24 protein-coding genes and 1 pseudogene are annotated in these 24,486 nt (G+C 70.1%); 19 read left to right on the top strand and 6 right to left on the bottom strand.

Annotated elements, in window-relative coordinates; translation table 11 throughout:
* Positions 1 to 249 precede the first annotated feature (249 nt).
* From PV682_RS35405 to PV682_RS35355, 11 genes are all read left to right on the top strand, one after another.
* On the top strand, positions 250 to 1,536 hold the full coding sequence (locus tag PV682_RS35405) for an MraY family glycosyltransferase (protein WP_319735856.1): 1,287 nt from the start codon (positions 250 to 252) through the stop codon (positions 1,534 to 1,536).
* A 334-nt stretch (positions 1,537 to 1,870) separates the two neighbouring features.
* Positions 1,871 to 2,284, top strand: a complete 414-nt coding sequence (locus PV682_RS35400) for a hypothetical protein (protein WP_319735855.1) — start codon at positions 1,871 to 1,873, stop codon at positions 2,282 to 2,284.
* Between the two features lie 225 nt (positions 2,285 to 2,509).
* Positions 2,510 to 3,337 carry a F0F1 ATP synthase subunit A gene (gene atpB, locus PV682_RS35395; RefSeq protein ID WP_055720590.1) on the top strand — a complete coding sequence of 276 codons (828 nt, stop codon included), beginning with the start codon at positions 2,510 to 2,512 and terminating at the stop codon, positions 3,335 to 3,337.
* Positions 3,338 to 3,415: 78 nt separating this feature from the next.
* On the top strand, positions 3,416 to 3,661 hold the full coding sequence (locus tag PV682_RS35390) for an ATP synthase subunit c family protein (protein WP_055720591.1): 246 nt from the start codon (positions 3,416 to 3,418) through the stop codon (positions 3,659 to 3,661).
* Positions 3,662 to 3,702: 41 nt separating this feature from the next.
* Positions 3,703 to 4,248, top strand: coding sequence for a F0F1 ATP synthase subunit B (locus PV682_RS35385; RefSeq protein WP_319735854.1), 546 nt, complete (start codon positions 3,703 to 3,705; stop codon positions 4,246 to 4,248).
* Positions 4,245 to 5,060 carry a F0F1 ATP synthase subunit delta gene (locus tag PV682_RS35380; RefSeq protein WP_319735853.1) on the top strand — a complete coding sequence of 272 codons (816 nt, stop codon included), beginning with the start codon at positions 4,245 to 4,247 and terminating at the stop codon, positions 5,058 to 5,060. Before PV682_RS35385 ends, PV682_RS35380 begins: the two co-directional genes overlap by 4 nt.
* 133 nt (positions 5,061 to 5,193) lie before the next feature.
* The gene (gene atpA / locus PV682_RS35375) at positions 5,194 to 6,777 is read left to right on the top strand and encodes a F0F1 ATP synthase subunit alpha (RefSeq protein ID WP_319735852.1); all 1,584 of its coding nucleotides are present in this window, start codon (positions 5,194 to 5,196) and stop codon (positions 6,775 to 6,777) included.
* A 21-nt stretch (positions 6,778 to 6,798) separates the two neighbouring features.
* Positions 6,799 to 7,719 carry a F0F1 ATP synthase subunit gamma gene (locus PV682_RS35370; protein ID WP_319735851.1) on the top strand — a complete coding sequence of 307 codons (921 nt, stop codon included), beginning with the start codon at positions 6,799 to 6,801 and terminating at the stop codon, positions 7,717 to 7,719.
* Positions 7,719 to 9,155 carry a F0F1 ATP synthase subunit beta gene (atpD, locus tag PV682_RS35365; protein WP_319735850.1) on the top strand — a complete coding sequence of 479 codons (1,437 nt, stop codon included), beginning with the start codon at positions 7,719 to 7,721 and terminating at the stop codon, positions 9,153 to 9,155. The genes PV682_RS35370 and atpD overlap by 1 nt, the downstream gene beginning before the upstream one ends.
* Positions 9,156 to 9,271: 116 nt before the next feature.
* Positions 9,272 to 9,646, top strand: coding sequence for a F0F1 ATP synthase subunit epsilon (locus PV682_RS35360; protein ID WP_055720597.1), 375 nt, complete (start codon positions 9,272 to 9,274; stop codon positions 9,644 to 9,646).
* Between the two features lie 154 nt (positions 9,647 to 9,800).
* The gene (locus PV682_RS35355; protein ID WP_319735849.1) at positions 9,801 to 10,247 is read left to right on the top strand and encodes a DUF2550 domain-containing protein; all 447 of its coding nucleotides are present in this window, start codon (positions 9,801 to 9,803) and stop codon (positions 10,245 to 10,247) included.
* 3 nt (positions 10,248 to 10,250) lie between these two features.
* On the opposite strand, the gene PV682_RS35350 is transcribed toward PV682_RS35355, so the two are convergent.
* The 4 genes and pseudogenes from PV682_RS35350 to PV682_RS35335 form a co-directional block, all read right to left on the bottom strand.
* The gene (locus PV682_RS35350) at positions 10,251 to 10,445 is read right to left on the bottom strand and encodes a hypothetical protein (RefSeq protein ID WP_319735848.1); all 195 of its coding nucleotides are present in this window, start codon (positions 10,443 to 10,445) and stop codon (positions 10,251 to 10,253) included.
* 119 nt (positions 10,446 to 10,564) lie between these two features.
* A pseudogene (locus PV682_RS35345) lies at positions 10,565 to 11,674 on the bottom strand (glycoside hydrolase family 18 protein); the annotation flags it as partial.
* Positions 11,675 to 11,928: 254 nt separating this feature from the next.
* A complete protein-coding gene (locus tag PV682_RS35340) occupies positions 11,929 to 12,570 on the bottom strand; it encodes a response regulator transcription factor (RefSeq protein WP_319735847.1) in 642 nt (213 codons plus the stop codon).
* Complete coding sequence (locus PV682_RS35335) at positions 12,567 to 13,730, bottom strand: sensor histidine kinase (protein ID WP_319735846.1); 1,164 nt, start codon at positions 13,728 to 13,730, stop codon at positions 12,567 to 12,569. The genes PV682_RS35340 and PV682_RS35335 overlap by 4 nt, the downstream gene beginning before the upstream one ends.
* Before the next feature lie 159 nt (positions 13,731 to 13,889).
* Here PV682_RS35335 and PV682_RS35330 point away from each other — a divergent pair, with 159 nt between their 5' ends.
* Positions 13,890 to 14,465 (top strand): hypothetical protein, encoded by a 576-nt coding sequence (locus PV682_RS35330; RefSeq protein ID WP_319735845.1) that lies wholly within the window; start codon positions 13,890 to 13,892, stop codon positions 14,463 to 14,465.
* Positions 14,466 to 14,501: 36 nt separating this feature from the next.
* Here the strand turns inward: PV682_RS35330 and PV682_RS35325 are convergent, their stop codons facing one another.
* Positions 14,502 to 15,074 carry a cob(I)yrinic acid a,c-diamide adenosyltransferase gene (locus tag PV682_RS35325; protein WP_319735844.1) on the bottom strand — a complete coding sequence of 191 codons (573 nt, stop codon included), beginning with the start codon at positions 15,072 to 15,074 and terminating at the stop codon, positions 14,502 to 14,504.
* A 360-nt stretch (positions 15,075 to 15,434) separates the two neighbouring features.
* Between PV682_RS35325 and PV682_RS35320 the strand changes: the two genes are divergently transcribed.
* The 6 genes from PV682_RS35320 to PV682_RS35295 all read left to right on the top strand — a co-directional run bounded on the left by PV682_RS35320 (position 15,435) and on the right by PV682_RS35295 (position 22,692).
* On the top strand, positions 15,435 to 15,758 hold the full coding sequence (locus PV682_RS35320; RefSeq protein ID WP_319735843.1) for an STAS domain-containing protein: 324 nt from the start codon (positions 15,435 to 15,437) through the stop codon (positions 15,756 to 15,758).
* A 210-nt stretch (positions 15,759 to 15,968) separates the two neighbouring features.
* Complete coding sequence (locus PV682_RS35315; RefSeq protein WP_319735842.1) at positions 15,969 to 18,536, top strand: P-loop NTPase family protein; 2,568 nt, start codon at positions 15,969 to 15,971, stop codon at positions 18,534 to 18,536.
* 150 nt (positions 18,537 to 18,686) lie between these two features.
* Positions 18,687 to 19,637, top strand: coding sequence for an ABC transporter ATP-binding protein (locus PV682_RS35310; RefSeq protein ID WP_319735841.1), 951 nt, complete (start codon positions 18,687 to 18,689; stop codon positions 19,635 to 19,637).
* Between the two features lies 1 nt (position 19,638).
* A complete protein-coding gene (locus PV682_RS35305) occupies positions 19,639 to 20,418 on the top strand; it encodes an ABC transporter permease (RefSeq protein ID WP_319735840.1) in 780 nt (259 codons plus the stop codon).
* A gap of 103 nt (positions 20,419 to 20,521) precedes the next feature.
* Entirely contained in the window at positions 20,522 to 21,850 is a 1,329-nt protein-coding gene (locus PV682_RS35300; RefSeq protein ID WP_319735839.1) for an ABC transporter ATP-binding protein, read from the top strand.
* Positions 21,847 to 22,692, top strand: coding sequence for an ABC transporter permease (locus PV682_RS35295; RefSeq protein WP_319735838.1), 846 nt, complete (start codon positions 21,847 to 21,849; stop codon positions 22,690 to 22,692). The genes PV682_RS35300 and PV682_RS35295 overlap by 4 nt, the downstream gene beginning before the upstream one ends.
* On the opposite strand, the gene PV682_RS35290 is transcribed toward PV682_RS35295, so the two are convergent.
* Positions 22,693 to 23,025, bottom strand: coding sequence for a hypothetical protein (locus PV682_RS35290; RefSeq protein ID WP_055724751.1), 333 nt, complete (start codon positions 23,023 to 23,025; stop codon positions 22,693 to 22,695).
* Between the two features lie 244 nt (positions 23,026 to 23,269).
* Between PV682_RS35290 and PV682_RS35285 the strand changes: the two genes are divergently transcribed.
* Positions 23,270 to 24,295, top strand: coding sequence for an LLM class flavin-dependent oxidoreductase (locus tag PV682_RS35285; RefSeq protein ID WP_319735837.1), 1,026 nt, complete (start codon positions 23,270 to 23,272; stop codon positions 24,293 to 24,295).
* Positions 24,296 to 24,486: the final 191 nt, after the last annotated feature.

The following is a 24,486-nucleotide window of genomic DNA, read 5'->3' as shown; positions in this document are numbered from 1 at the left end:
GGATGTCCTTACCCGTATGCGCTCGTCGTCAAGACCCTGTCGTCGGATTCCCGCCTGCCGGGAGGGGCCCGGTACGCGCATCTGCGGCGTTGTCGTCGGTTGCCGACGCTCCGCGTCGACGCCCTCCTCCGCCTTGCAGCTGCACGCACCGGGCCCCTCCCGGCCCGCCCTCCGGGCGGACGACGGGAATCCGACGACAGGGTCTAGGGTGTGGGGCTGAGATGGCCAGCGAGACCTGTGGGGAAGCCCGTGCGTGAATACCTGCTGACGCTCTGCATCACGGCCGCGGTGACGTATCTGCTGACCGGGCCGGTGCGGAAGTTCGCGATCGTGGCCGGGGCGATGCCGGAGATCCGGGCGCGTGACGTGCACCGGGAACCGACTCCGCGGCTCGGTGGGATCGCGATGTTCTTCGGGCTGTGCGCGGGGCTGCTGGTCGCGGACCATCTGACCAACCTCAACGAGGTGTTCGAGAAGTCGAGCGAGCCCCGGGCCCTGCTGTCGGGGGCCGCGCTGATCTGGCTGATCGGGGTGCTCGACGACAAGTTCGAGATCGACGCGCTGATCAAGCTCGGCGCGCAGATGATCGCCGCCGGTGTCATGGTCGTCCAGGGCCTCACGATCCTCTGGCTGCCGATCCCGTTCGTGGGAACCGTCGCGTTGACGCAGTGGCAGGGCACCCTGCTGACGGTCGCGCTGGTCGTCATCACGATCAACGCCGTGAACTTCGTGGACGGCCTCGACGGCCTCGCGGCCGGCATGGTGTGCATCGCCGCCGCCGCGTTCTTCATGTACGCCTACCGGATCTGGTACTCGTACGGCATCGAGGCCGCCGCCCCGGCGACGCTGTTCTCGGCGATCCTGATGGGCATGTGCCTGGGCTTCCTGCCGCACAACATGCACCCGGCGCGGATCTTCATGGGCGACTCGGGGTCGATGCTGATCGGGCTGATCCTGGCGGCGGGCGCGATCTCGATCACGGGCCAGGTGGACCCGGACGCGATGAAGCTGTACGTCGGGTCCGAGCGCGACGCCGTCCACCAGATGGTGCCGGTGTACATCCCGCTGCTGATGCCGCTGACGATCATCGCGATCCCCGCGGCCGACCTGATCCTCGCGATCGTCCGCCGCACCTGGCGCGGCCAGTCCCCGTTCGCGGCGGACCGGGGGCACCTGCACCACCGCCTCCTTGAGGTCGGCCACTCGCACAGCCGGGCCGTGCTGATCATGTACTTCTGGTCGGCGCTGATCGCGTTCGGGGCGCTGGCCTACTCCGTCAACTCGGCGTCGATGTGGATCGTCCTCGGCGTCGCGGCGCTGAGCGCGGTCGGCCTGGTCCTGTTGCTGCTGCCCCGCTTCACGCCGCGCGCCCCGCTGTGGGCCCAGGCGTTCGTGCCGCCCCGCTACCGGCGCCGCAGGGTCGTGGCGGAGCCGCTGCCGGTGGCGCCGGAGGAGGAGCGCACGCCGGTGGGCGCGGGGGCCGGCGTCAACGGGGCTACCGCTGTGGGGGGCCGTACCCGGCTCCCCCGAAGGTGAGAACGTTCCGAGCGGGGTCGCGCTCAAAGTAAGAATCTGACTAGAGCATTGCCAAGTCGTGGGGGAAGCTAGAGGGTGCGAAGGGTGCAATACCAGACAAGCTCCCCCGGTTTTCGCTCAGACGCGCGCTTTCACTCTCATGTGTGACGCCGAGCACCCCTTCGAGGTAAAGACCTCATCAAATAGTTTGTGATACGGTTCACGAGAACCCCGGACAGAGCCGACGGACCGCAGTACGACGGTCCGCAGGTCTGAGGTCTCACCCCCTCGAACCGGGTCTACGCTCGTCCATGACGACAGCCCTTCCCCTCCCTTGAACCGCGGAGTTGCCGCCATGCCGTCCAACGACGTCCGGATTTTGGCCCAGGCCGCTGTGCCCACAGCCGCCGCCGGTGCGATCGCCGCCGTGGTGAGCGGCGTGGTCGCGGGCGGCAAGGGTGCCATCGGGGCGGTCGTCGCGACGGTCGTGGTGGTCCTCTTCATGGGGATCGGGCTGTACGTGCTCCAGCGCACGGCCAAAACGCTTCCGCATCTCTTCCAGTCCATGGGCCTGATGCTCTACGCGGCGCAGATCCTGCTGCTCTTCGTCTTCATGGCCGTGTTCAAGAACACCACCCTGTTCAACCCCCGGGCCTTCGCCATCACGCTCGTCGTCGCCACCCTCGCGTGGATCGCGGCTCAGACGCGTGCCCACATGAAAGCCAAGATCCTCTACGTCGAGCCCGAAAAATCGGGGCACTCGTCGTGAGAGGTAGGGGTGGGATAAAGACGTACGACAGATCCTGCTATCGTCCGGTGCCAACTGCGGCATCGCGGGCGCGGGCATTCGAGCTGACGCCTGTTCATTCGCGAGGCGAGATGCCCCTGAGCCGCCCCCACATCCGTAACACCAGTCCCGTGCCGAACGGCGGCCCCGTGCCGCGCCGACACAACGAGGTTGCCGTACCTATGCGCCACGACGAAGGAGCCCGCGGTGAGTGCTGACCCGACGCAGACGCTCGCTTTCGACACGAGCTGTCACCTGTTCGACGGGTGTGGTTTCGACACGGTCGCTCCGGGCCTTCACTCGTTCCTGTTCAAGCCGCTCTTCGGCGACGCGGACAGCAACCTGTACTTCAACAAGACGATGCTGCTGGCGCTGCTCGGCTCGATCATCATCGTCGGCTTCTTCTGGGCCGCCTTCGCGAAGCCGAAGGTCGTCCCGGGCAAGCTCCAGATGGTCGCCGAGGCCGGTTACGACTTCATCCGGCGCGGCGTCGTCTACGAGACGATCGGCAAGAAGGAGGGCGAGAAGTACGTACCTCTCATCGTCTCCCTCTTCTTCTTCATCTGGATCATGAACCTGTGGTCGATCATCCCGGTCGCCCAGTTCCCGGTCACCGCGATCATCTCCTACCCCGCGGTCCTCGCCGGACTCGTCTACATCCTCTGGGTCTCGCTGACCTTCAAGCGGCACGGCTTCGTCGGTGCCTTCAAGAACTTCAGCGGCTACGACAAGTCCCTCGGCGCGGTCCTGCCGCTGTCGATGTCCATCGAGCTCCTCTCGAACCTGATCGTGCGCCCCTTCACGCACGCGGTCCGGCTCTTCGCGAACATGTTCGCGGGCCACACCCTGCTGCTGCTCTTCACGATCGCCAGCTGGTACATGCTCAACGGCATCGGCATCGCCTACTCCGGCGTGTCGTTCGTGATGGTCATCGTGATGACGGCCTTCGAGCTCTTCATCCAGGCCGTCCAGGCGTACGTCTTCGTCCTGCTGACCTGCACCTTCATCCAGGGCGCGCTCGCCGAGCACCACTGAGCACAGCCCGCTTCGAACCCCCCAAAGCACCCGGTGGCCAACCCCCACCGGACCTTGAAAGAGAAGGAAGAACCGGACATGTCCGCTCTCCAGACCCTCGCCGAAGTCAAGATCCAGGGCAACCTCGGCTCCATCGGTTACGGTCTCGCCGCAATCGGCCCGGGCGTCGGCGTCGGCATCATCTTCGGTAACGGCACCCAGGCGCTCGCCCGCCAGCCCGAAGCGGCCGGCCTGATCCGCGCCAACCAGATCCTCGGCTTCGCCTTCTGTGAGGCGCTCGCGCTGATCGGTCTGGTCATGCCGTTCGTTTACCCGGCCTCCTGACCTGATCCGTCGGACCGCCCCTTTCGACGAAAGGCACTGATATGAGCCCTCTGGTTCTCATGGCGGCTGAGGAGGCGGAAAACCCCCTCATCCCGCCGGTCCCCGAGCTCGTCATCGGCCTCATCGCCTTCGTCATCGTCTTCGGCTTCCTCGCCAAGAAGCTCCTCCCGAACATCAACAAGGTTCTGGAAGAGCGTCGCGAGGCCATCGAGGGCGGTATCGAAGACGCGCAGGCCATGCAGCAGGAGGCCCAGAGCGTCCTGGAGCAGTACAAGGCCCAGCTCGCCGAGGCCCGTCACGAGGCCGCCCGGCTGCGCCAGGAGGCGCAGGAGCAGGGCGCCACGCTGATCGCCGAGATGCGCGCCGAGGGCCAGCGCCAGCGCGAGGAGATCGTCGCCGCCGGCCACGCGCAGATCGCGGCCGACCGCAAGGCGGCTTCCTCCGCGCTGCGCCAGGACGTCGGCAAGCTCGCCACCGAACTGGCCGGCAAGCTCGTCGGCGAGTCCCTCGAGGACCACGCCCGGCAGAGCCGCGTCATCGACCGCTTCCTCGACGATCTCGAGGAGAAGGCCGAGGCATCGCGATGAACGGAGCCAGCCGCGAGGCCCTGGCCGCCGCACGGGAGCGCCTCGACGCGCTGACCGACGCCACGTCGGTCGACGCGAGCGCGCTCGCCGGTGAGCTGGCGTCCGTGACCGCACTGCTCGACCGCGAGGTCGGCTTGCGTCGGGTCCTCACCGACCCGGCGCAGTCCGGCGAGGCCAAGGCCGCGCTCGCCGCGCGCCTGCTCGGTGACCGGATCAGCGGCCCCGCCGCCGACCTGGTGGCCGGACTGGTCCGCGCCCGCTGGTCGCAGTCCCGTGACCTGGTGGACGCGCTGGAGGAGCTGGCGAACATCGCCGACCTCACCGCAGCGCAGAAGGCGGGCAGGCTCGACAGCGTCGAGGACGAACTGTTCCGCTTCGGACGGATCGTCTCCTCCTCCACCGAGCTGCGCGCCGCGCTGACCGATCGGAAGGCCACCGCCGCGGCCAAGAGCGAGCTGCTCGGCAGCCTGCTCGCCCGCCGTGCGGACGCGGCCACCGAACGGCTGGTGACGCGCCTGGTGACCGCGCCGCGTGGCCGTAGCCTGGAATCGGGCCTGGAGGCCCTCTCCAAGCTCGCCGCCGAGCGCCGGGACCGGATCGTCGCCGTCGTCACCTCGGCGGTCCCGCTGAGCGACGGCCAGAAGCAGCGCCTCGGCGCCGCCCTCGCCAAGCTCTACGGCCGCCAGATGCACCTCAACCTCGACGTCGACCCCGGGGTCGTCGGCGGGATCCGGGTGCAGGTCGGTGACGAGGTCATCAACGGCTCGGTCGCGGACCGCATCGAGGACGCCGCCCGCCGCATGGCGAGCTAAGAAGTAACAGACGTTGAAATACGGCCCGCGTTGGGCCGTGCAAGAGGATTCACCTCGTTCAGGGGGGAGTCCGAAGTCGAGACATCCCCCCAAAGTGAAACTTCGGGCCCAACAAGGAGAGCAGGGAACCCAGATGTCGGAGCTCACGATCCGGCCGGAGGAGATCCGGGACGCGCTGGAGACCTTCGTCCAGTCGTACCAGCCGGACGCGGCCTCGCGCGAGGAGGTCGGTACGGTCACCCTTGCCGGCGACGGCATCGCGAAGGTCGAAGGCCTCCCCTCGGCCATGGCCAACGAACTGCTGAAGTTCGAGGACGGCACCCTCGGCCTCGCGCTGAACCTCGAAGAGCGCGAGATCGGCGCCATCGTCCTCGGCGAGTTCAGCGGCGTCGAGGAGGGCCAGCCGGTGCACCGCACCGGAGAGGTCCTGTCCGTCGCGGTCGGCGAGGGCTACCTCGGCCGCGTCGTCGACCCGCTCGGCAACCCGATCGACGGCCTCGGCGAGATCGAGACCACCGGCCGCCGCGCCCTGGAGCTCCAGGCTCCCGGCGTCATGGCCCGTAAGTCGGTCCACGAGCCGATGGAGACCGGCTACAAGGCCGTCGACGCGATGACCCCGATCGGCCGCGGCCAGCGCCAGCTGATCATCGGCGACCGCCAGACCGGCAAGACCGCCCTGGCCGTCGACACGATCATCAACCAGCGCGACAACTGGCGCTCCGGCGACCCGAAGAAGCAGGTCCGCTGCGTCTACGTCGCCATCGGCCAGAAGGGCTCGACCATCGCCTCCGTGCGTGGCGCCCTCGAAGAGGCCGGCGCGCTGGAGTACACGACCATCGTCGCCGCCCCCGCGTCCGACCCGGCCGGCTTCAAGTACCTGGCGCCGTACACCGGTTCCGCCATCGGCCAGCAGTGGATGTACGAGGGCAAGCACGTCCTCATCATCTTCGACGACCTGTCGAAGCAGGCCGACGCCTACCGCGCCGTCTCCCTGCTGCTGCGCCGCCCGCCGGGCCGCGAGGCCTACCCGGGTGACGTCTTCTACCTGCACTCCCGTCTCCTGGAGCGCTGCGCGAAGCTCTCCGACGACCTGGGCGCCGGCTCGATGACCGGTCTGCCGATCGTCGAGACCAAGGCGAACGACGTCTCGGCGTTCATCCCGACCAACGTCATCTCCATCACCGACGGCCAGTGCTTCCTGGAGTCGGACCTGTTCAACGCCGGTCAGCGCCCCGCGCTGAACGTCGGTATCTCCGTCTCCCGAGTCGGCGGTTCCGCGCAGCACAAGGCGATGCGCCAGGTCTCCGGCCGACTGCGCCTCGACCTCGCCCAGTACCGCGAGCTGGAGGCGTTCGCCGCCTTCGGTTCCGACCTGGACGCCGCGTCGAAGGCCCAGCTGGAGCGTGGTTCGCGCCTGGTCGAGCTGCTGAAGCAGGCCCAGTACCAGCCGATGGCCACCGAGGACCAGGTCGTCTCCATCTGGGCCGGCACCAACGGCAAGATGGACGAGGTCCCGGTCGCCGACATCCGCCGCTTCGAGAAGGAGCTGCTGGAGTACCTGCACCGCAAGGAGCAGGGCCTCATGACCTCCATCAAGGAGGGCGCCAAGATGTCGGACGACACCATCCAGGCGATCGATGACGCCATCGCGGAGTTCAAGAAGCAGTTCGAGACCGCGGACGGCAAGCTGCTCGGCGAAGACTCCGCCGCCAAGTGACGTAAGGAAGGGACCTGACTCATGGGAGCCCAGCTCCGGGTCTACAAGCGTCGCATCCGATCCGTCACCGCGACCAAGAAGATCACCAAGGCGATGGAGATGATCGCCGCCTCGCGCGTCGTCAAGGCGCAGCGCAAGGTGGCGGCCTCCGCGCCGTACGCGACCGAGCTGACGCGCGCGGTCACGGCGGTCGGGACCGGTTCGAACACGAAGCACCCGCTGACCACGCAGGCCGAGACCGTCGTACGGTCCGCGGTCCTGCTGCTGACCAGCGACCGCGGACTGGCCGGCGCCTTCAACTCCAACGCCATCAAGGCGGCGGAGCAGCTCACGGCGAAGCTCCAGGCCGAGGGCAAGGAGGTCGACACGTACATCGTCGGCCGCCGAGGTGTCGCGCACTACAACTTCCGTGAGCGGAAGATCGCGGACTCGTGGTCGGGCTTCACGGACGAACCGACGTACGCGGACGCCAAGAACGTCGCGGCGCCGCTGATCGAGGCGATCGAGAAGGACACGGCGGACGGCGGGGTGGACGAGATCCACATCGTGTTCACCGAGTTCGTCTCGATGATGACGCAGACCGCGCTCGACGACCGTCTGCTGCCGCTCAGCCTCGACGAGACGGCGGGCTCGGGCGAGTCCAAGCAGGGCGAGATCCTTCCCCTGTACGACTTCGAGCCCTCGGCGGAGGACGTCCTCGACGCCCTGCTGCCGCGCTATGTGGAGAGCCGCGTCTACAACGCGCTGCTCCAGTCGGCGGCTTCGAAGCACGCGGCGACGCGGCGTGCGATGAAGTCGGCCACCGACAACGCGGGTGAGCTGATCGAGACGCTCTCCCGCCTTGCCAACGCGGCCCGCCAGGCCGAAATCACCCAGGAAATCAGCGAGATCGTCGGTGGCACCGCAGCCCTCGCCGACGCGACCGCGGGGAGTGACCGCTAATGACCACCACTGTTGAGACCGCGACGGCCACGGGCCGCGTCGCCCGGGTCATCGGCCCGGTCGTCGACGTGGAGTTCCCCGTCGACGCCATGCCGGAGATCTACAACGCCCTGCACGTCGAGGTCGCAGACCCGGCGCTGGACGGCGCGAAGAAGACGCTGACCCTGGAGGTCGCCCAGCACCTGGGTGACGGCCTGGTCCGCACCATCTCGATGCAGCCCACCGACGGCCTGGTCCGCCAGGCCCCGGTGACCGACACGGGCACGGGCATCTCCGTCCCCGTCGGCGACTTCACCAAGGGCAAGGTGTTCAACACCCTCGGCGAGGTCCTCAACGCCGACGAGCAGTACGAGGGCGAGCGCTGGTCCATCCACCGCAAGGCCCCCAACTTCGACGAGCTCGAGTCGAAGACCGAGATGTTCGAGACCGGCGTCAAGGTCATCGACCTGCTGACCCCGTACGTCAAGGGCGGCAAGATCGGTCTGTTCGGCGGTGCCGGCGTCGGCAAGACGGTGCTCATCCAGGAGATGATCTACCGCGTCGCCAACAACCACGACGGTGTCTCCGTGTTCGCCGGTGTCGGTGAGCGCACCCGTGAGGGCAACGACCTCATCGAGGAGATGGCCGACTCGGGCGTCATCGACAAGACGGCCCTCGTCTTCGGCCAGATGGACGAGCCCCCGGGCACCCGTCTGCGCGTGGCCCTCGCGGGTCTGACCATGGCGGAGTACTTCCGCGATGTGCAGAAGCAGGACGTGCTGTTCTTCATCGACAACATCTTCCGCTTCACGCAGGCCGGTTCCGAGGTGTCGACCCTCCTCGGCCGCATGCCCTCCGCGGTGGGTTACCAGCCGAACCTGGCCGACGAGATGGGTCTCCTCCAGGAGCGCATCACCTCGACCCGCGGTCACTCGATCACCTCGATGCAGGCGATCTACGTCCCCGCGGACGACCTGACCGACCCGGCCCCGGCCACCACCTTCGCCCACCTCGACGCGACGACGGTTCTGTCCCGTCCGATCTCCGAGAAGGGCATCTACCCGGCCGTGGACCCGCTGGACTCCACGTCCCGGATCCTGGACCCCCGCTACATCGCGGCGGACCACTACAACACCGCGATGCGCGTCAAGACGGTCCTCCAGAAGTACAAGGACCTCCAGGACATCATCGCGATCCTCGGTATCGACGAGCTGGGCGAGGAGGACAAGCTCACCGTCCACCGCGCCCGTCGCGTGGAGCGCTTCCTGTCCCAGAACACCCACGTCGCCAAGCAGTTCACCGGCGTCGACGGGTCGGACGTGCCGCTGGACGAGTCGATCGCCGCGTTCAACGCGATCATCGACGGCGACTACGACCACTTCCCGGAGCAGGCGTTCTTCCTCTGCGGTGGCATCGAGGACCTGAAGGCCAACGCCAAGGAGCTGGGCGTCTCCTGAACTCCCTGAGAGTTCGCGCTTGAGGGGGCGGGTGCGTCCCGCCCCCTCTTTCACGCCCATTAGACTTGTAACCAACACCCGGCAGGACCGCCGGGTGGTGACCCGAGGAGCCAACCTTGGCTGCTGAGCTGCACGTCGCGCTGGTCGCGGCCGACCGAGAGGTCTGGTCGGGCGACGCGACTCTCGTCGTCGCGCGCACCACGTCCGGCGACATCGGCGTCATGCCCGGTCACCAGCCGCTGCTCGGTGTGCTGGAGTCGGGCCCGGTGACCATCCGTACGAGTGACGGCGGGACCGTCGTCGCCGCGGTGCACGGCGGATTCATCTCGTTCGCCGACAACAAGCTGTCGCTGCTGGCGGAGGTCGCCGAGCTGTCGGACGAGATCGACGTCCAGCGCGTCGAGCGGGAGCTGGAGCGCGCGAAGGCCGAGGGGGACGCCGCCGCCGAGCGGCGCGCCGAGGTCCGACTGCGCGCGGCGGCCACGCATTGATCGCAGCGCCCATGTGATGCCAGTCACTCAGCCGCGGCCGGCCCGGAGCGATCCGGTGCCGGTCGCGGCTGTGGCAGATCTGGATGTTTTTTCCGTTCCGTTACCAATCGCCGAACCGCATTTCGGTACGTAGGAGACGAGGAGGTCGGTGTCGATGGTCCTCGCTCTGACTGTGTGCGGAGTCGTCGTGGCCCTCGTGGTGCTGGGTCTGTTCGTCTTCGGCCTGCGCCGCAGACTGATCCAGCGCTCGGGCGGCACGTTCGACTGTTCGCTGCGCTGGGACGTGCCCGAGAAACCCGACCCCAGCGGAAAAGGCTGGTCCTACGGCGTGGCCCGCTACAGCGGGGACAGCGTCGAGTGGTACCGCGTCTTCTCCTACGCCTACCGGCCGCGCCGCGTCCTGGAGCGCTCGGCGATCGAGGTCGCCGGCCGCCGGCTCCCCGAGGGCGAGGAGGAGCTGGCGCTGCTGTCCGACGCGGTGGTCCTCGCCTGCACGCACCGCGGCACGCGCCTCGAACTCGCGATGAGCGAGGACGCGCTGACCGGTTTCCTCGCCTGGCTGGAGGCGGCTCCGCCCGGACAGCGCGTCAACGTGGCCTGAGTGTCAGGCTTGCAGCGGGCACACCGGCCGTACCGGCTGCTCCACCATGGCCGCCTGGTGCTGCCCCTGGGACAGGGTCACCGTCACGCTGACCTGGGAGAGTACGGCGATCAGGGCCGCCGAGGTGGCCGAGCCGAGGGCGGCGAGCTGAGCCGCCGAGGGTGTGAGACTGCGCTTGTCACTGGGCCGGCGCTTCATGGGTCCCCCTGAACTTTCCGTTCCGCTTGCTGTGCAGAGACCCACTTTCTTCCCCGTTCCCCCCGCTTCTCACGGGCCGTTCGGTCCACCGGGGTGGGCCGAACGGCCCGCTTCGCGCCCTACGCCAGCCCGTCGCTGACGGCCGTCACCAGTTCGCCGTTCGCGGTGTCGCCGCTGAACTCCCAGAAGAACGCGCCCTTCAGGCCCTGGAGCCTGGCCCAGGCCATCTTTCCGGCGATCGTCTGGGGGGTGTCGTACGACCACCAGTTGGTGCCGCAGTACGCGTACGCGGTGCCGCCGACCAGGCCGGTCGGCGGGCAGGTCGTCTTGAGGACCTTGTAGTCCTCGACACCTGCTTCGTACGTCCCTGGCGCGGCGCCCGTCGCGGTGCCGCCCGGCGCCGACTGGGTCACTCCGGTCCAGCCCCGGCCGTAGAAGCCGACGCCCACGAGGAGCTTGTTCGCGGGGACGCCCTTCGCGCGGTACTTGGCGATGGCGTCGGCCGTGGTGAAGCCCTGCTGCGGGATGCCGGGGTAGGCGTACAGGGGGGAGTGGGGGGCCGTGGGGCCCTGGGCGGTGAAGGCGCCGAAGAAGTCGTACGTCATGACGTTGTACCAGTCGACGTACCGGGCCGCGCCCGCGTAGTCGGCCGCGTCGATCTTGCCGCCGTTGGTGGCGTCGGCCGTCGTCGCGGCGGTGACCAGGTAGTTCGCGCCGAACTTGGCGCGCAGGGCCGCCATGAGGTGGGGGAACGCGGCCGGGCCCGAGGTGTCGCAGGAGTTGCCGCAGGCGTTCGGGTACTCCCAGTCGATGTCGATGCCGTCGAAGACGTCCGCCCAGCGGGGGTCCTCGACCAGGTCGTAGCAGGACTGCGCGAACGCCGCCGGGTTCTGGGCGGCCTGGCCGAAGCCGCCGGACCACGTCCAGCCGCCGAACGACCAGAGGACCTTGATGTGCGGGTACTTGGCCTTCAGCTGGCGGAGCTGGTTGAAGTTGCCGCGCAGGGGCTGGTCCCAGGTGTCGGCGGCGCCGCTGACGGACTGGTCGGCGGTGAACGCCTTGTCGTAGTCGGCCCAGGAGTCGCCGATCGCGCACTTGCCGTCGGTGACGTTGCCGAAGGCGTAGTTGATGTGGGTGATCTTCGCGGCGGAGCCGGAGGTGACGAGGTTCTTGACGTTGTAGTTCCGGCCGTAGATGCCCCACTCGGTGAAGTAGCCGAGTTTCACCGGGGATTCGGCGCGGGGGTGCGGGGCGGGGGCGTGTGCGGCGGCCGGGGTCGCGAGGGCCGTGAGGGGGAGCAGGGCGGCTGCGGCGAGTACGGCCGCCAGCCTGCGGAAGGGGTGTCTGCCGAGTGCGAAGCGCATGGGGACGCCTCCTCGTCGTGGGGGATCGTGGTTGACGTGCCGTGGCGGAGCGTAGGAGTGGTCCAGACCATGCGTCAATAGGTCTGTACCAATAAGGAGTTGATCGCTCCAGGGCCAGCCTAGATCCCCAACTCCTGCGCCAGGACGGCGGCTTGGACTCTGCTGCGGAGTTCCAGCTTGGCCAGGAGGCGGCTGACGTGGGTCTTCACCGTGGCCTCGGCCATGTCCAGGCGCCGCGCGATGTCCGCGTTGGAGAGGCCCTCGCCGAGGCAGGCCAGGACCTCGCGTTCACGCCGGGTGAGGGTGTCCAGGACCGTGGGGTCCGCCGTGGGGGTACGGGCGGTGGCCGTCGCGAACTCGGTGATCAGGCGGCGGGTGACGGCGGGGGCGATCAGGCCCTCGCCGCGCGCCACCGTCCTGACCGCGTCCAGGAGTTGGGTCGCCTCGGAGTTCTTCAGGAGGAAGCCCGCCGCGCCCGCGCGCAGCGCTCCGAAGACGTACTCGTCCAGGTCGAAGGTCGTCAGGACCAGAACGTCCGCCAGGGACTCCTCGGTGATCCGCCGCGTCGCCGACACGCCGTCCAGACGCGGCATCTGAACGTCCATCAGGACCAGGTCCGGCCGCAACTCCCGGGCCAGGGACACCGCTTGCTCACCGTCCGCCGCCTCCCCGACGACCTCGATGTCAGAGGCGCTGCCCAGGATCAGGACCAGGCCCGAGCGGACGGCCGACTGGTCCTCGGCGACCAGGACGCGGATCATGCGGGATCTCCTTCGGGGAGGGGGAGGCTGGCGCTGACCGTCCAACGGCCGTTTCGCGGGCCCGCGTCGAACGTTCCGCCGATCAGCGTGGCCCGTTCGCGCATGCCGATCAGACCGGCGCCCGAGCCCGGGGCGCGGGGAGACTCGGGGGCGGCGTACGGGCTGGTGACCGTGACCTTCAGGTGGGTGGCGTCGCTGTGCAGGCTGACCGTCACCTCGCCCGGGGACGCGTGCTTCAGGGCGTTCGTCAGGGACTCCTGGACAATGCGGTACGCCGCCAGGGCGACCGGGGCCGGGGCGCCCGTCGGCGGGGGCGTCGTCAGGGTGACGTCCAGGCCGTTGGCCCGCGCGCCGTCGATCAGGGTGGGGAGGGCCTCCAGGGTGGGGGCCGGTTCGACCCGGTCGTCGGGGTCTCTCAGGATGCCGATCAGGCGGCGCATCTCCGCGAGGCCCTCGACGCTGTTCTCCCGGATCACCGCGAGGGCCTTCTTCGAGGTGTCCGGGTCACCGATCGAGAGGGCCGCCGTCGAGTGGATCGCGATCGCCGAGAGGTGGCCCGCGACCAGGTCGTGCAACTCCCGTGCCATCCGCGCGCGTTCGGCCGTCACCGCCTGCGTCCTGTCCAACTCGGCGAGGAGCGCGGTCTGTTCGGCCCTGAGCCCGGCCGCCTCCGCCGCCGATCTGTGGTCGCGGACCAGGACTCCCGTCATCGCCGGGGTCAGGGTGACCAGGCCGACCGCGAAGCCGATCAGCAAGGCGTCCGGCTGGTGCCAGAACGCGAACGGGACGGTCGTGCCCAGCAGGGTCAGCAGCGCCGAGACGCGGGGGATCAGGCGGGCCGTCGCCGGGGTGCCGTACAGGACCGCCGCGTAGATCAGGTCCGTGTACATCAGGACCGTGACCACGCTGCCGCGCGTCACCGTGTCCAGGGCCAGGGTCGCCGTGCCGATCAGGGCGGCCGTGTTCGGGTGCGTCCGGCGCAGCAGCTCGCAGGCCGCCATCGCCGCGAGCGGGACCAGGGGCGGCCACTCGCCGTCCCACAGCACGATGCCGTTGTCGCCTCCCGGGCGGGCGAACAGGCCCAGCGCCCACAGGAGGACACCGCCGGCCAGGCCTGCGGCGGCGATGCGGAGGTCGTCGCGGTGGGGTCGTACGGCCATGGGTCCCATCCAACACGGGTCGCGGGCCCGGCGCCTGCTGCCCGAGGCGGGTCCTGGACTGCATCTTTCGATGTACCGGGATCTCGTCACGGGCGACGAGGTGAGGGGGGCCAGGCGCCGGGAGGCTGGAAGGGTCGAGTTCCGGGAGGAGTGGTTGATGTGATCGTCGGACTGATCATCGCCTGCGAGGTGGCGTTCTGGGTACTGCTGGCCCTCGGGCTGACGTTCCGGTACGCCCTGAAGATGCCGCGCACCGGCCTTGCCCTCCTCCTGTGCGAGCCCCTCCTGGAGATCGTCCTCCTCGCCGTCACGGCGATGGACCTCCGGGACGGGGCACAGCCCAGCTGGCACCACGGCATCGCCGCGGTCTACATCGGCTTCACGGTCGGCCTGGGCCACTCCACGATCAAATGGGCCGACGCCCAGGTCTCCCACCGCTTCTTCGACGGCCCCCCGCCGGTCAAGCCCCCCAAGTACGGCATGGCCCGCGCCCTGCACGAATGGAAGGTCGCCGCCCGCTGGATCCTGGCGGCGGCCGTCGCGGCGGGCCTCCTCCAGGCGGCCGTCTGGTATGTCGGCGACTCCGGCGAGACGGGCTCCCTGCGGAGCTGGCAGACCCGGATGCTGTACGTGATCGGCATCAACGTGATCATCGCGGGGGCGTACACGGTGTTCCCGAAGAAGGCACCGGCGGCCATGGAGAAGCGGCACGAAGAGGCGGGACGGCGGTACTGACGCCGAAGAAGTCCCCCCTTGGGCCCCGCCTCTCCCTCACCTCTCCCCGCCCGGCACCCACAGCACGTCCCCCGTCTCCTTGTTCGCCGTCCTCGCCAGGATGAAGAGGAGGTCGGACAGGCGGTTCAGGTAGGTCGCGGTGAGGGGGTTCATCGTGTCGCCGTGGACCTCAAGGGCCGCCCAGGTGGAGCGTTCCGCGCGGCGGACCACCGTGCAGGCCTGGTGGAGGAGGGCGGCGCCCGGGGTGCCGCCGGGGAGGATGAAGGAGCGGAGTTTCTCCAGGGCGGCGTTGTAGTGGTCGCAGTCCGTCTCCAGGCGGTCGATGTAGAACTGCTCCACTCGCAGCGGGGGGAACTCGGGGTTCTCCACCACCGGGGCCGAGAGGTCGGCGCCCACGTCGAACAGGTCGTTCTGGACCCGGGTCAGGACCTTGACCACGTCCTCCGGGAGGGCGCCGAGGGCGATCGCCGTGCCGAGGGCCGCGTTCGCCTCGTTCGTGTCCGCGTACGCGGCGATGCGGAGGTCCGTCTTGGGGACGCGGCTCAGGTCGCCGAGGTTGGTGGTGCCCTGGTCGCCGGTGCGGGTGTAGATGCGCGTCAGATTGACCATGGGATCAGGGTAGTTGTGGGGGCCGGGTGTGATGTCCGTCCACGGGGACGTGACTCGCGTTACTAAGGCGTCACAGAGCGGCTCCGGGCCGCTAAGGTCCGGGCCAGGGGAACGGCGTACCGGGGCGGGTATCGGTGCGCCGGCGCGGTCGTGTGCCGCCTCGGGGCGGATCACCGGCGTACACGAACCGCACAGACCCCACGAGCCTCACCCCTGCGAGTGAATTCGGTATCGGTTCGCTCACAGACGGCAACCTCCAGCCGTCCGGGGCAGTCAGACGATGCGATACCGGACGAGTACACACAGCACACGGACACACAGCACACGCGGAGCACGGCACGCGACGCCAGGGGAGCGCATATGCACATCAGGGGCGACCACGCCGAGGTGGTCGTCGGGGGTCGGCTGGACGTGCACAGCGCCGCGGACGCCCGTACGGTCCTGCACGCGGCGGTCGACGACGGGGCCGGCGACCTCCTGCTCGACCTGTCCGAGCTGGACTTCTGGGACGCGACCGGACTCGGCGTGATCATGGGCGTGCACCGCAGGGCCGGCCGCGCGGGCCGGCGGCTCGTCCTGCGCGGCGTACCCCCGCAGCTGCAACGCCTGCTGGTCGCCACCCGCCTGCACCGCATCCTCGCCATCGAGGGCGGCCTCGCGGCCGAATCCCTGCCCCGCGTCTGACACACCAGGTCACCCGTGCAATCCTCACCGGACCGTGACGTCTCGGGCGGCCCGGCACCCCGGGCTGTCGGAGATACTGTGCGAAGGTTTACGGTTCGTCTGCCCGCCGTCCTCAGCCCTCTGGCGGGCACCGGACCAGAAGCGACAGCGCAGTGTGCACCGCGGCCGGGAAGGGCCACCACCACACGACGCTTTTGGGGGGCTTGACCGATGGACCCGAATACCCGGGAGCCCGAGGAGACCGGCCAGGACGGCCGCGCGCAGCGCCCGCGTTCCTCCAGGGACCCCCTCGCACCGGGCCAGCACACGCCGGCCCCGGCCCGCACGGTCGACGTCGTCGCCGGGGAACACCTCCTCACCGTCAACCCGGTCGACGGCAGCGAGATAGAGCTGTGCCCGCCGACCGAGCGCCCCGACACCCCCGTACGCCGCACCGCCGAGGCCCGCGCCGAGGCGGAGCGCGCGGCCAGACCCCCGGTCCCCGCCGGACACGTCCCCGCGCCGCCGCCGCTGCTCGGCCGCCAGGAGGAGCGCGAACAGCTCGTCCGGCTCGTCGCGCGCGGGCGCTCCGTACGGCTCACCGGACCCGCCGGCTGTGGCCGCACCCGCCTCCTCGACCTCGTCGCCGAGGACTGCGCCGACCTCGCCCCCGACGGCGTCGTACGCCTCAGCGGGTACGGCCGCGGCGCGCAGGAGCTGCTCCACGAGCTGTTCCACGTGGTGTACGACGCGCCCCGGCACCGTCCGCTGCACGGCGAACTCCTCGTCCTCGTCCGGGAGATCGGCGCGGTCGTCGTCGTGGACGACCTGGAGTTCGGCGGCGCCGAGCTGGACGGGCTGCTCGCGGCGACCCCCGAGTGCGCGTTCCTGTTCGGCGCGACCGGCTCGACGCCGCTGCCCTCCGCCGGGTCCGCCGTCGAGGAGGTCACCCTCGGCGGGCTCGACCGGGCCGGCGGCATCGACCTCATCGAGCGGGCCGTCGGCCGCGTCCTCACGGAGGAGGAGGCCAACTGGGCCGGCGACCTGTGGTTCGAGTCCGAGGGGCTGCCGCTGCGGTTCGTGCAGGCCGGCGCGCTGCTCCAGCAGCGGGACCAGGTACGGGCCAGCGCCGACGCCGTCGACGAGTACGGGGTCTTCGAGGACGCGCGGCCCGTCGTACCCCAGGACGGCGAGCCGGAGGAGGAGATACCGCTGCCGTCGCTGGGCGAGGCGGCCGGTCCCGCGCCGCTGCTCGCCGCGCGGCTCAGCTCCTCGGCCCGGGCGACGCTGCGGTTCGCTGTCGCGCTCGGCGGGGAGGTGCCGCACCAGGCGCACCTGCCCGCGCTGGTCGGTGACACGCACGCCGACGCGGCTCTCGGAGAGCTGGTCGCGTGCGGGCTGGTCACTCCGGTCGGGTCCCGGTACCGGCTCGCGGCCGGGATCAAGACGCAGCTGGAGGCGGCGGGGTACGGGGGTGAGGCTCGGGGGGCTGCCGGGGGTGAGGGGGCCGGGTACGGGAGTGAGTCCGCGTACGGGAGTGAGTCTGCCGGCCTCGCTCAGGCCGCTGCCGCGCATTACGCCTGGTGGGCCGGGCATCCCTCGGTGACGCCCGAGCGGGTCTGTGCCGAGGCCGATGCGATTCTCGCCGCTCTGGCCGTCGCCTCGCCGTTGGCCGTGCCGCCTGCCGAGGGGGAGCAGTCGGTCGCCGTCCAGCTGGCCCGTACCGCTGTGCCCGCGTTCGCCGCCGGGCTGCACTTCGACGCGTGGGAGCGGGCCCTGCGGGGTGGGGCCGAGGCCGCCCGGTTGTCCGGGGAGGTCGCCGATCAGGCGTACTTCCACCATGAGCTGGGGGTTTACGCGATCCTCGCCGGGCAGCTCGACCGGGCCCGGTCGGAGCTGGAGACGTCCATCGGGCTGCGGGGGGCGCTCGCCGACAAGCGGGGGACTCTCGCCGGGCGGCGGGCGCTGGCGCTCGTCGCCGACCGGTCGGGGGAGGTGCCCGGGTTGCCGGGGGCGGGGGCTTCCGCTTCCGCCGGGGGCGCGGGGGCTGTTGGGGGCGTTGTCGCTGCCGGAGGGTTCGAGGCTCGGGGAGCGGAGGCCGGGGCGCGTCGTCCTGAGACGGCGGTGACGCAGAAGCAGCAGGTCGTTGTGGCGCCGGCGGCGCAGCATCGGCGTAGTTTGCGGGGGATCGCTCGGCGGAACCTCGTCGCCGCTGGGGCCGGGGCGTTGCTTGTCGCTGTGCTGGGGACTGTCGTGGGGCTGGGGGCCACCTCCGACAAGGGGGCGGACGGTCCCTCTCGGCAGGTCGGGCCGTCCGCGTCCACAGGGCTCGATGACGGGGAGCCGGGGGGTGGGACGCCGGGTGGGTCCGGGGGGTCGTCCAGTGGGGCCGGGGGGTCCGGGGGCGGTACGGGGGGTGTGGGTGAGCCCACGAGTCGGCCCAGTCCCACCGATCCTGGGCCCGACGGGAAGATGGGGACGCCGGATGATCCGTCTCCTTCGGCGTCCGCCGATGGGAGTACGGGGGGTACGACCGGGGGGAGCACGAGTGGAGGTACGGGGAGTACGTCGCCTACGCCTACGCCGCCGCCCACACATTCGTCGCCCAGCCCGACGCCGAAGCCCTCGGACTCGCCGAGCCCGACGGTACCGGCTTCGCCCAGCCCCACGGAGCCTTCCGGTAGCCCGACGGCTCCGGAGAGCACGCCGTCCACATCGACCTCGGCGAGTGGGCCTGCGGCGAGTGGGCCTGCGGTGTCGCCGAGCACGTCGGATTCCGCTTCGGCGGCGGTGATGTGAGGAGTGCCTATTGGGGTGCCGGGTCGGATTGTGTGGCGGTAGCCGCACATCAGATACAGCCCCGCGCCCCTAAGAGACGACACCTGCCCGGCACTCCAAAGTTCTCCTTCTCCGGTGGCATTGCCCTCCTCAACCCCCTAGCGTGGCCGCATGATCGAGCTTGAGGGGCTGACCAAGCGGTACGGCGAGAAGGTGGCGGTCAACAATCTGAGTTTCAGTGTGCGGCCGGGGATCGTGACCGGGTTTCTGGGGCCGAACGGGGCCGGGAAGTCGACCACGATGCGGATGATGCTGGGGCTGGACCGGCCTACGGCCGGGGACGTGCGGATCGATGGGCGGCATTACGACCAGCTCAAGGAGCCGTTGAAGTACATCGGGGCGCTGCTGGACGCGAAGGCGATGCATGGGGGGCGTAGTGCCTTCAACCATCTGCTGTGCCTCGCGCAGAGCAATGGGATTCCGCGGAGCCGGGTCGACGAGGTGCTCGACACCGTCGGGCTGACGGCGGTGGCGAAGAAGAAGGCGAAGGGGTTCTCGCTGGGGATGGGGCAGCGGCTCGGGATCGCCGGCGCGCTGCTCGGTGACCCGCGGATCCTGATGTTCGACGAGCCGGTGAACGGGCTCGACCCCGAGGGCATCCACTGGATCCGGAACCTGATGAAGTCGCTCGCGGCGCAGGGGCGGACGGTGTTCGTGTCGTCGCACCTGATGAGCGAGATGGCGCTGACGGCGGACCACCTGGTGGTGATCGGCCAGGGCAGGCTGCTGGCGGACACCTCGATGGCGGAGTTCATCGCGCGCAACTCGCGCTCGTACGTCCGGATCCGCACCCCGCAGCGCGAGCGGATGCTGGATGTGCTGCACCAGGCGGGGGTGACCGTCGTGGAGACGGGCGGCGGGGTGCTGGAGGTGGACGGCGAGAAGGCGGAGCAACTGGGGGAGCTGGCGGCCCAGCATCACCTCGTGCTGCACGAACTGTCGCCGCAGCGGGCGTCGTTGGAAGAGGCGTTCATGCAGTTGACGGCCGAGTCGGTCGAGTACCACGCGCACACGGACGAGGCCCCGCCGCAGGAGTGGGGCGACGGCTGGAGGAAGGACTGAGATGGCCGTCACCGAGGTTTCGCAGGTCGTGCGGTCGGAGTGGACGAAGGTCAGGTCGGTCGCGTCGACGGTGTGGACGCTGTCCCTCGCGTTCGTCGTCACGGTCGGCGTGGGGATGCTGATCGCCGTGGTCTCGAAGAACACGTTCGACGACCTGGGCCGCGACGAGAAGCTCTCCTTCGACCCGACCCTGATCAGCTTCGCCGGGATGTCCCTCGGCCAGCTCGCGATGATCGTGTTCGGGGTGCTGGTCGTGTCGAACGAGTACAGCACCGGCATGATCCGTACGTCGCTGGCGGCCGTACCGCGGCGCGGCACCTTCTACCTCAGCAAGCTCGCCGTCGCCGCCGGGCTCACGCTGGCCGTCGGGATCGTCACCAGCTTCGTCACGTTCTTCGTCGGGCAGGCCATGCTCGGCTCGCTGCGCACGGACATCGGGGAACCCGGGGTGCTGCGGGCCGTCATCGGCGGCGGGCTGTACATGGCGCTGATCGCCCTGTTCTCGATCGGCGTCGCGACCATGCTGCGCTCGCCGATGCTCTCCCTCGGCATCCTGATGCCGTTCTTCTTCCTCGTCTCCACCATCCTCGGGAACGTCTCCGCGACGAAGAAGGTCGGGCAGTACCTGCCGGACCAGGCGGGCAGCAAGATCATGCAGGTGGTGACGCCGGTCGACAACGACACCCCGTACGGGCCCTGGGGCGGATTCGCGATCATGGTCGTGTGGGTGGTGGCCGCGCTCCTCGGCGGATACCTCTTGCTCAAGCGGCGGGACGCCTGAGGCTTTGCCTCCTCTTGGTCGGAACCGTCAGCACCCCGATAAGCTCCTAACTCTTATGGGGGCGTGCGCCCTGTTGTCCTGAACCTTGCGATGGGTGCGGAGCATGATCGAGGCAGTCGGCCTGACCAAGCGCTACGGCGACAAGACCGCCGTGCACAATCTGTCCTTCCGGGTGCGGCCGGGCGCCGTCACCGGGTTCCTCGGGCCGAACGGGTCGGGCAAGTCCACGACGATGCGGATGATCCTCGGGCTGGACAACCCGACCGCCGGGTCCGTCACGATCAGCGGCTACCCGTACCGGCAGCTGCCGAACGCCGCGCGGCACGTGGGGGCGCTGCTCGACGCGAAGGCCGTGCACGGGGGGCGGCACGCGCGCAACCACCTGCTGTGCCTCGCGCAGCTCTCCGGGATCCCGGCGCGGCGCGTCGACGAGGTGCTCGGGGTCGTCGGGCTCCAGGCGGTCGCCCGCAAGCGGTCCAAGGGGTTCTCGCTGGGCATGGGGCAGCGGCTCGGGATCGCCGCCGCGCTCCTCGGCGACCCTCAGGTCCTCCTCTTCGACGAGCCCGTCAACGGGCTCGACCCCGAGGGCATCCTGTGGGTGCGGAACCTGATGAAGGCGCTGGCCGCCGAGGGCCGTACGGTGTTCGTCTCCTCCCACCTGATGAGCGAGATGGCCCTCACCGCCGACCACCTCATCGTCATCGGGCGCGGACAGCTCCTCGCCGACATGAGCGTGCGCGACTTCATCGAGGCGAACTCCGCGGGGTTCGCGCGCATCCGTACGCCGGACACGGAGCCCCACCTGCGCGAGAAGCTGACGTCCGCGCTGACGGAGGCCGGCGGGCACGTCCTCCCGGAGTCCGACGGGGCGCTGCGGGTGACGGGACTGCCGCTGCCTCGCATCAGCGACATCGCGCACGACACGGACGTACGCCTCTGGGAGCTGTCGCCGCACCAGGCGTCCCTGGAGGAGGCGTACATGCGGATGACCCAGTCGGTCGTCGACTACCGCTCCACCACCGACCAGAAGTCCGGCCTCCAACAGCCGCTGCCGCCGGGGGCGTTGCCGCCGATGCCGGTGGCGGGACAGGGCCAGCCGGGCTGGTACGCGCCCCCGCCGCCGCAGGGGGCACCGCCGAACCCGTACGCGCAGGGGCAGCCGCCGGCGCCGGGCGGGGGGTTCGGGCCCGCGCCCGTCGTTCCGCCGGCCGGGCCCGCCGCTGGCGCCGGGCAGGAGCCCGGGGCGCTGGTGATCGCGCCGGTGAAGACCGAGGCCGCTCCGGCCGGCGAGGAGCCGGGGACGCTGGTGATCGCGCCGGGCGAGGCCGGGGCCGGTTCGGCTGAGAAGGCGGCGGGCGGGGTGCCGGAGGGTGCTGCCGTCGGGGGCGCCTCCGCCGAGAAGAAGACCACTGACACCGAGGACGCACGATGAGCCAGCAGACCCCTTCGCCGCAGGTGTGGCAGCAGGCCGGTGCCGGGTACACGTCGCCGATCCCGGTCGTGCGGACGCATCTCGGGCACGCCGTCGCCTCGGAGTGGACCAAGATCCGGTCCGTGCGGTCGACGATGTGGACGCTCGGGGTGTTCGTGGTGATGGTCGTCGGCGTCGGGCTGCTGACGGCCGTGCTGATCGCCGCCAACGCCGATCCGTACGACCTCCAGGGCGACAACCCCTTGTCCTACGGCGTGTTCGGGCTGCTGCTCGGCAGCATGTGCGTGATCACGCTGGGCGTGCTGACGACCGCGTCCGAGTACGGCACCGGGATGATCCGTACGACGATGGTGGCGTGCCCCTCGCGGGGGCGGGTGCTCGCGGCCAAGGGCATCGTGTTCTTCGGCGTCGCGTTCGTGTTCACGTTCGTGTCGACGCTGATCGTGGCGCTCGCGGACGTCGCGCTGCTCGACGGGGCGCGGACGCCGTCCACCGGCGAGTGGGTCAAGGGGACCTTCGGGGTGTCCCTGTTCATCGCGCTGCTCGGGATGCTGTCGCTGGCAGTCGGGTCGGTCGTACGGCACTCGGCGGGGGCCATCACGATCATGATCGGGCTGGTGCTGGCGCCGCTCGTGCTCGCGCTGTTCATGTTCTCGGAGTCGCTGTCCGGGCTGCGGGACTTCCTCTTCGAGTACTCGATCCCGAATCTGCTGAGCACGTTCTACGCGGAGACGCTGACCGAGTCGGGGCCGTCCGCGTGGGACTCGCTGCTGATCGCCCTCGTGGTGACCGGTGCCGCCTTCGGGGCCGGGTTCGCGTTGCTGGAGAAGCGGGACGTGTGATCAGAAGCGCGGTGCGTTGCGGGACCGTCGTACCCCCGGGGTGCGGCGGTCCCGCGCGTTCCAGCAGGCCTTGTGCCAGTGGCGGCGGTCGTCGACGCCGGCGTGCTGCGGCCAGGCGACGACGTGGGGGACGCCGTCGGGGATCAGCTGGTCGCAGCCGGGGCAGCGGTACGACTTGCCCTGGCTGCTCGCGCCCGCGACATGCCGCACGCTCCACTCCTCGCCGGCCCAGTCCGTCGAGGACTGCCAGCCGCCGTAGCGGCCCGCGCGGTCGTCCTCGGCGCTGTGGCCTGACGGGTCGGTGCCCTTGGGGCGGTTGCGGCGCGGGGACACGGGACACCTCACGGGCTTGTGCAGGGAGCGTGGTTCCGGACCAGCCTACGCGGCGGAATGCGGGGTAGGCGATGAACGGCCAATCCCCACAAGTCCCCCTGGGGTGAGGGGGTTGAGTGGCTCCCCGGAGCCGTTCTCCAGACAATCCGGAAATCTCTTCGCCAGGCCGTGTCCTCGGCACGTGTCAGGCGGTTATGCCGGTGTGGGGGAGCTCCGTGTCGGAGCCAAGGAAGCAGGAAAGTCCATGCGCGTTGGAAGTTTCGTGTTGGCGGCCCAGTTCCCCGGACAGGGGCAGGGGGAGGCGCTGTACCGGGCCGTGCGGTCCGCTGAGGTCGCCGAGGAGGCCGGCCTCGACTCGGTGTGGCTGGCCGAGCATCACTTCGTGCCCTACGGCACGTGTCCCTCGGCCGTCACGCTCGCGGCGCTGCTGCTCGGGCGTACGCGGCGGATCCGGGTCGGTACGGCGGTGAGTGTGCTGCCCAACGTCCATCCCGTCGCGCTCGGGGAGCAGGCCGCGCTGCTGCACCTCACCAGCGGGGGGCGGTTCTCCCTCGGGGTCGGGCGGGGTGGGCCCTGGGTGGACCTGGAGGTGTTCGGGGGCGGGATCGAGGCGTACGAGTCCGGGTTCCCGGAGGGGCTCGATCTGCTGCTGCGGTGGTTGCGGGAGTCCTCGGTGGGGGCGGCGGGGGAGCGGTACCGGTTCCGGGACGTCGCCGTCGTTCCCCGGCCGGTGGAGTGCCTCACGGACGCGGAGGGGCCCGAGGTCGTCGTCGCCTGTACCTCGCCCGCGAGTGTCCGGCTCGCCGCCGAGCGGGGGCTCGCCATGCTCCTCGGGATGCACATCGGGGACGAGGAGAAGGCGGAGATGGTCTCCCTGTGGCGGCGGCACGCGCGCGATGCCGGGCGGTCCCGGGAGGAGGTCGCCACCGCCGGGCACGTCTCCGCGGGCGTCTGCCAGATCGCCGACCGGCGTACCGACGCGGTGGAGACGCTGGTCAAGTCCATGCCGGGGTGGCTTCGGCAGGGGCTCGGTGCGCACGTCACCGTCGACGGGCGGGAACGTGCGATGCGGGATCCCGTCGCCTACACCGAGCTGCTCTGCGGCATCCATCCCGTCGGGACACCGAGGCTGTGCGCGGACCGGCTCGCCGCGACGTCCGAGCGGACCGGGATCACACGGTTCGCGTTGCTCGTCGAGGGGTCGGGGGACCTGGCGGCGACGGAGGAGAACGTGCGGAGGCTGGGGGCGGAGGTGGTGGGGTTGCTGTGAGGGGGGTCGGTGCGGCTGGGTGGGGGGCCGGGGTGGGGGCGTTGTCGCTCACCCGCGCTGGCGGGGTGCCGCTGCGCCCACCCGTGCCGCCCCTAGGCCGTGTTTTAGGTCAGGGTCTTGGTTCACGCTTCACTCTTGTGATGATCACGGTGTGGGGCGTGGGGATCTTTCCGATGAGCAGTGGTCTGTGC

Source organism: Streptomyces niveiscabiei (assembly GCF_033794345.1).
Taxonomy (GTDB): Bacteria; Actinomycetota; Actinomycetes; order Streptomycetales; family Streptomycetaceae; genus Streptomyces; species Streptomyces niveiscabiei.
Note: the sequence above shows the minus strand (reverse complement) of the source record. Positions and strands in the feature narration are given on the sequence as shown.

What these genes read in the sequence shown, in the direction of transcription:
- PV682_RS35380 (WP_319735853.1), top strand. Translation starts at nt 4,245, where the DNA reads ATGAACGGAGCCAGCCGCGAGGCCCTGGCCGCCGCACGGGAGCGCCTC.
- PV682_RS35370 (WP_319735851.1), top strand. Translation starts at nt 6,799, where the DNA reads ATGGGAGCCCAGCTCCGGGTCTACAAGCGTCGCATCCGATCCGTCACC.
- PV682_RS35325 (WP_319735844.1), bottom strand. Translation starts at nt 15,074, where the DNA reads ATGGTCAATCTGACGCGCATCTACACCCGCACCGGCGACCAGGGCACC.
- PV682_RS35305 (WP_319735840.1), top strand. Translation starts at nt 19,639, where the DNA reads ATGGCCGTCACCGAGGTTTCGCAGGTCGTGCGGTCGGAGTGGACGAAG.
- PV682_RS35310 (WP_319735841.1), top strand. Translation starts at nt 18,687, where the DNA reads ATGATCGAGCTTGAGGGGCTGACCAAGCGGTACGGCGAGAAGGTGGCG.
- PV682_RS35320 (WP_319735843.1), top strand. Translation starts at nt 15,435, where the DNA reads ATGCACATCAGGGGCGACCACGCCGAGGTGGTCGTCGGGGGTCGGCTG.
- PV682_RS35390 (WP_055720591.1), top strand. Translation starts at nt 3,416, where the DNA reads ATGTCCGCTCTCCAGACCCTCGCCGAAGTCAAGATCCAGGGCAACCTC.
- PV682_RS35295 (WP_319735838.1), top strand. Translation starts at nt 21,847, where the DNA reads ATGAGCCAGCAGACCCCTTCGCCGCAGGTGTGGCAGCAGGCCGGTGCC.
- PV682_RS35300 (WP_319735839.1), top strand. Translation starts at nt 20,522, where the DNA reads ATGATCGAGGCAGTCGGCCTGACCAAGCGCTACGGCGACAAGACCGCC.
- PV682_RS35355 (WP_319735849.1), top strand. Translation starts at nt 9,801, where the DNA reads ATGGTCCTCGCTCTGACTGTGTGCGGAGTCGTCGTGGCCCTCGTGGTG.
- PV682_RS35315 (WP_319735842.1), top strand. Translation starts at nt 15,969, where the DNA reads ATGGACCCGAATACCCGGGAGCCCGAGGAGACCGGCCAGGACGGCCGC.
- PV682_RS35340 (WP_319735847.1), bottom strand. Translation starts at nt 12,570, where the DNA reads ATGATCCGCGTCCTGGTCGCCGAGGACCAGTCGGCCGTCCGCTCGGGC.
- atpD (WP_319735850.1), top strand. Translation starts at nt 7,719, where the DNA reads ATGACCACCACTGTTGAGACCGCGACGGCCACGGGCCGCGTCGCCCGG.
- PV682_RS35385 (WP_319735854.1), top strand. Translation starts at nt 3,703, where the DNA reads ATGAGCCCTCTGGTTCTCATGGCGGCTGAGGAGGCGGAAAACCCCCTC.
- PV682_RS35285 (WP_319735837.1), top strand. Translation starts at nt 23,270, where the DNA reads ATGCGCGTTGGAAGTTTCGTGTTGGCGGCCCAGTTCCCCGGACAGGGG.
- PV682_RS35350 (WP_319735848.1), bottom strand. Translation starts at nt 10,445, where the DNA reads ATGAAGCGCCGGCCCAGTGACAAGCGCAGTCTCACACCCTCGGCGGCT.
- PV682_RS35335 (WP_319735846.1), bottom strand. Translation starts at nt 13,730, where the DNA reads ATGGCCGTACGACCCCACCGCGACGACCTCCGCATCGCCGCCGCAGGC.
- atpA (WP_319735852.1), top strand. Translation starts at nt 5,194, where the DNA reads ATGTCGGAGCTCACGATCCGGCCGGAGGAGATCCGGGACGCGCTGGAG.
- PV682_RS35400 (WP_319735855.1), top strand. Translation starts at nt 1,871, where the DNA reads ATGCCGTCCAACGACGTCCGGATTTTGGCCCAGGCCGCTGTGCCCACA.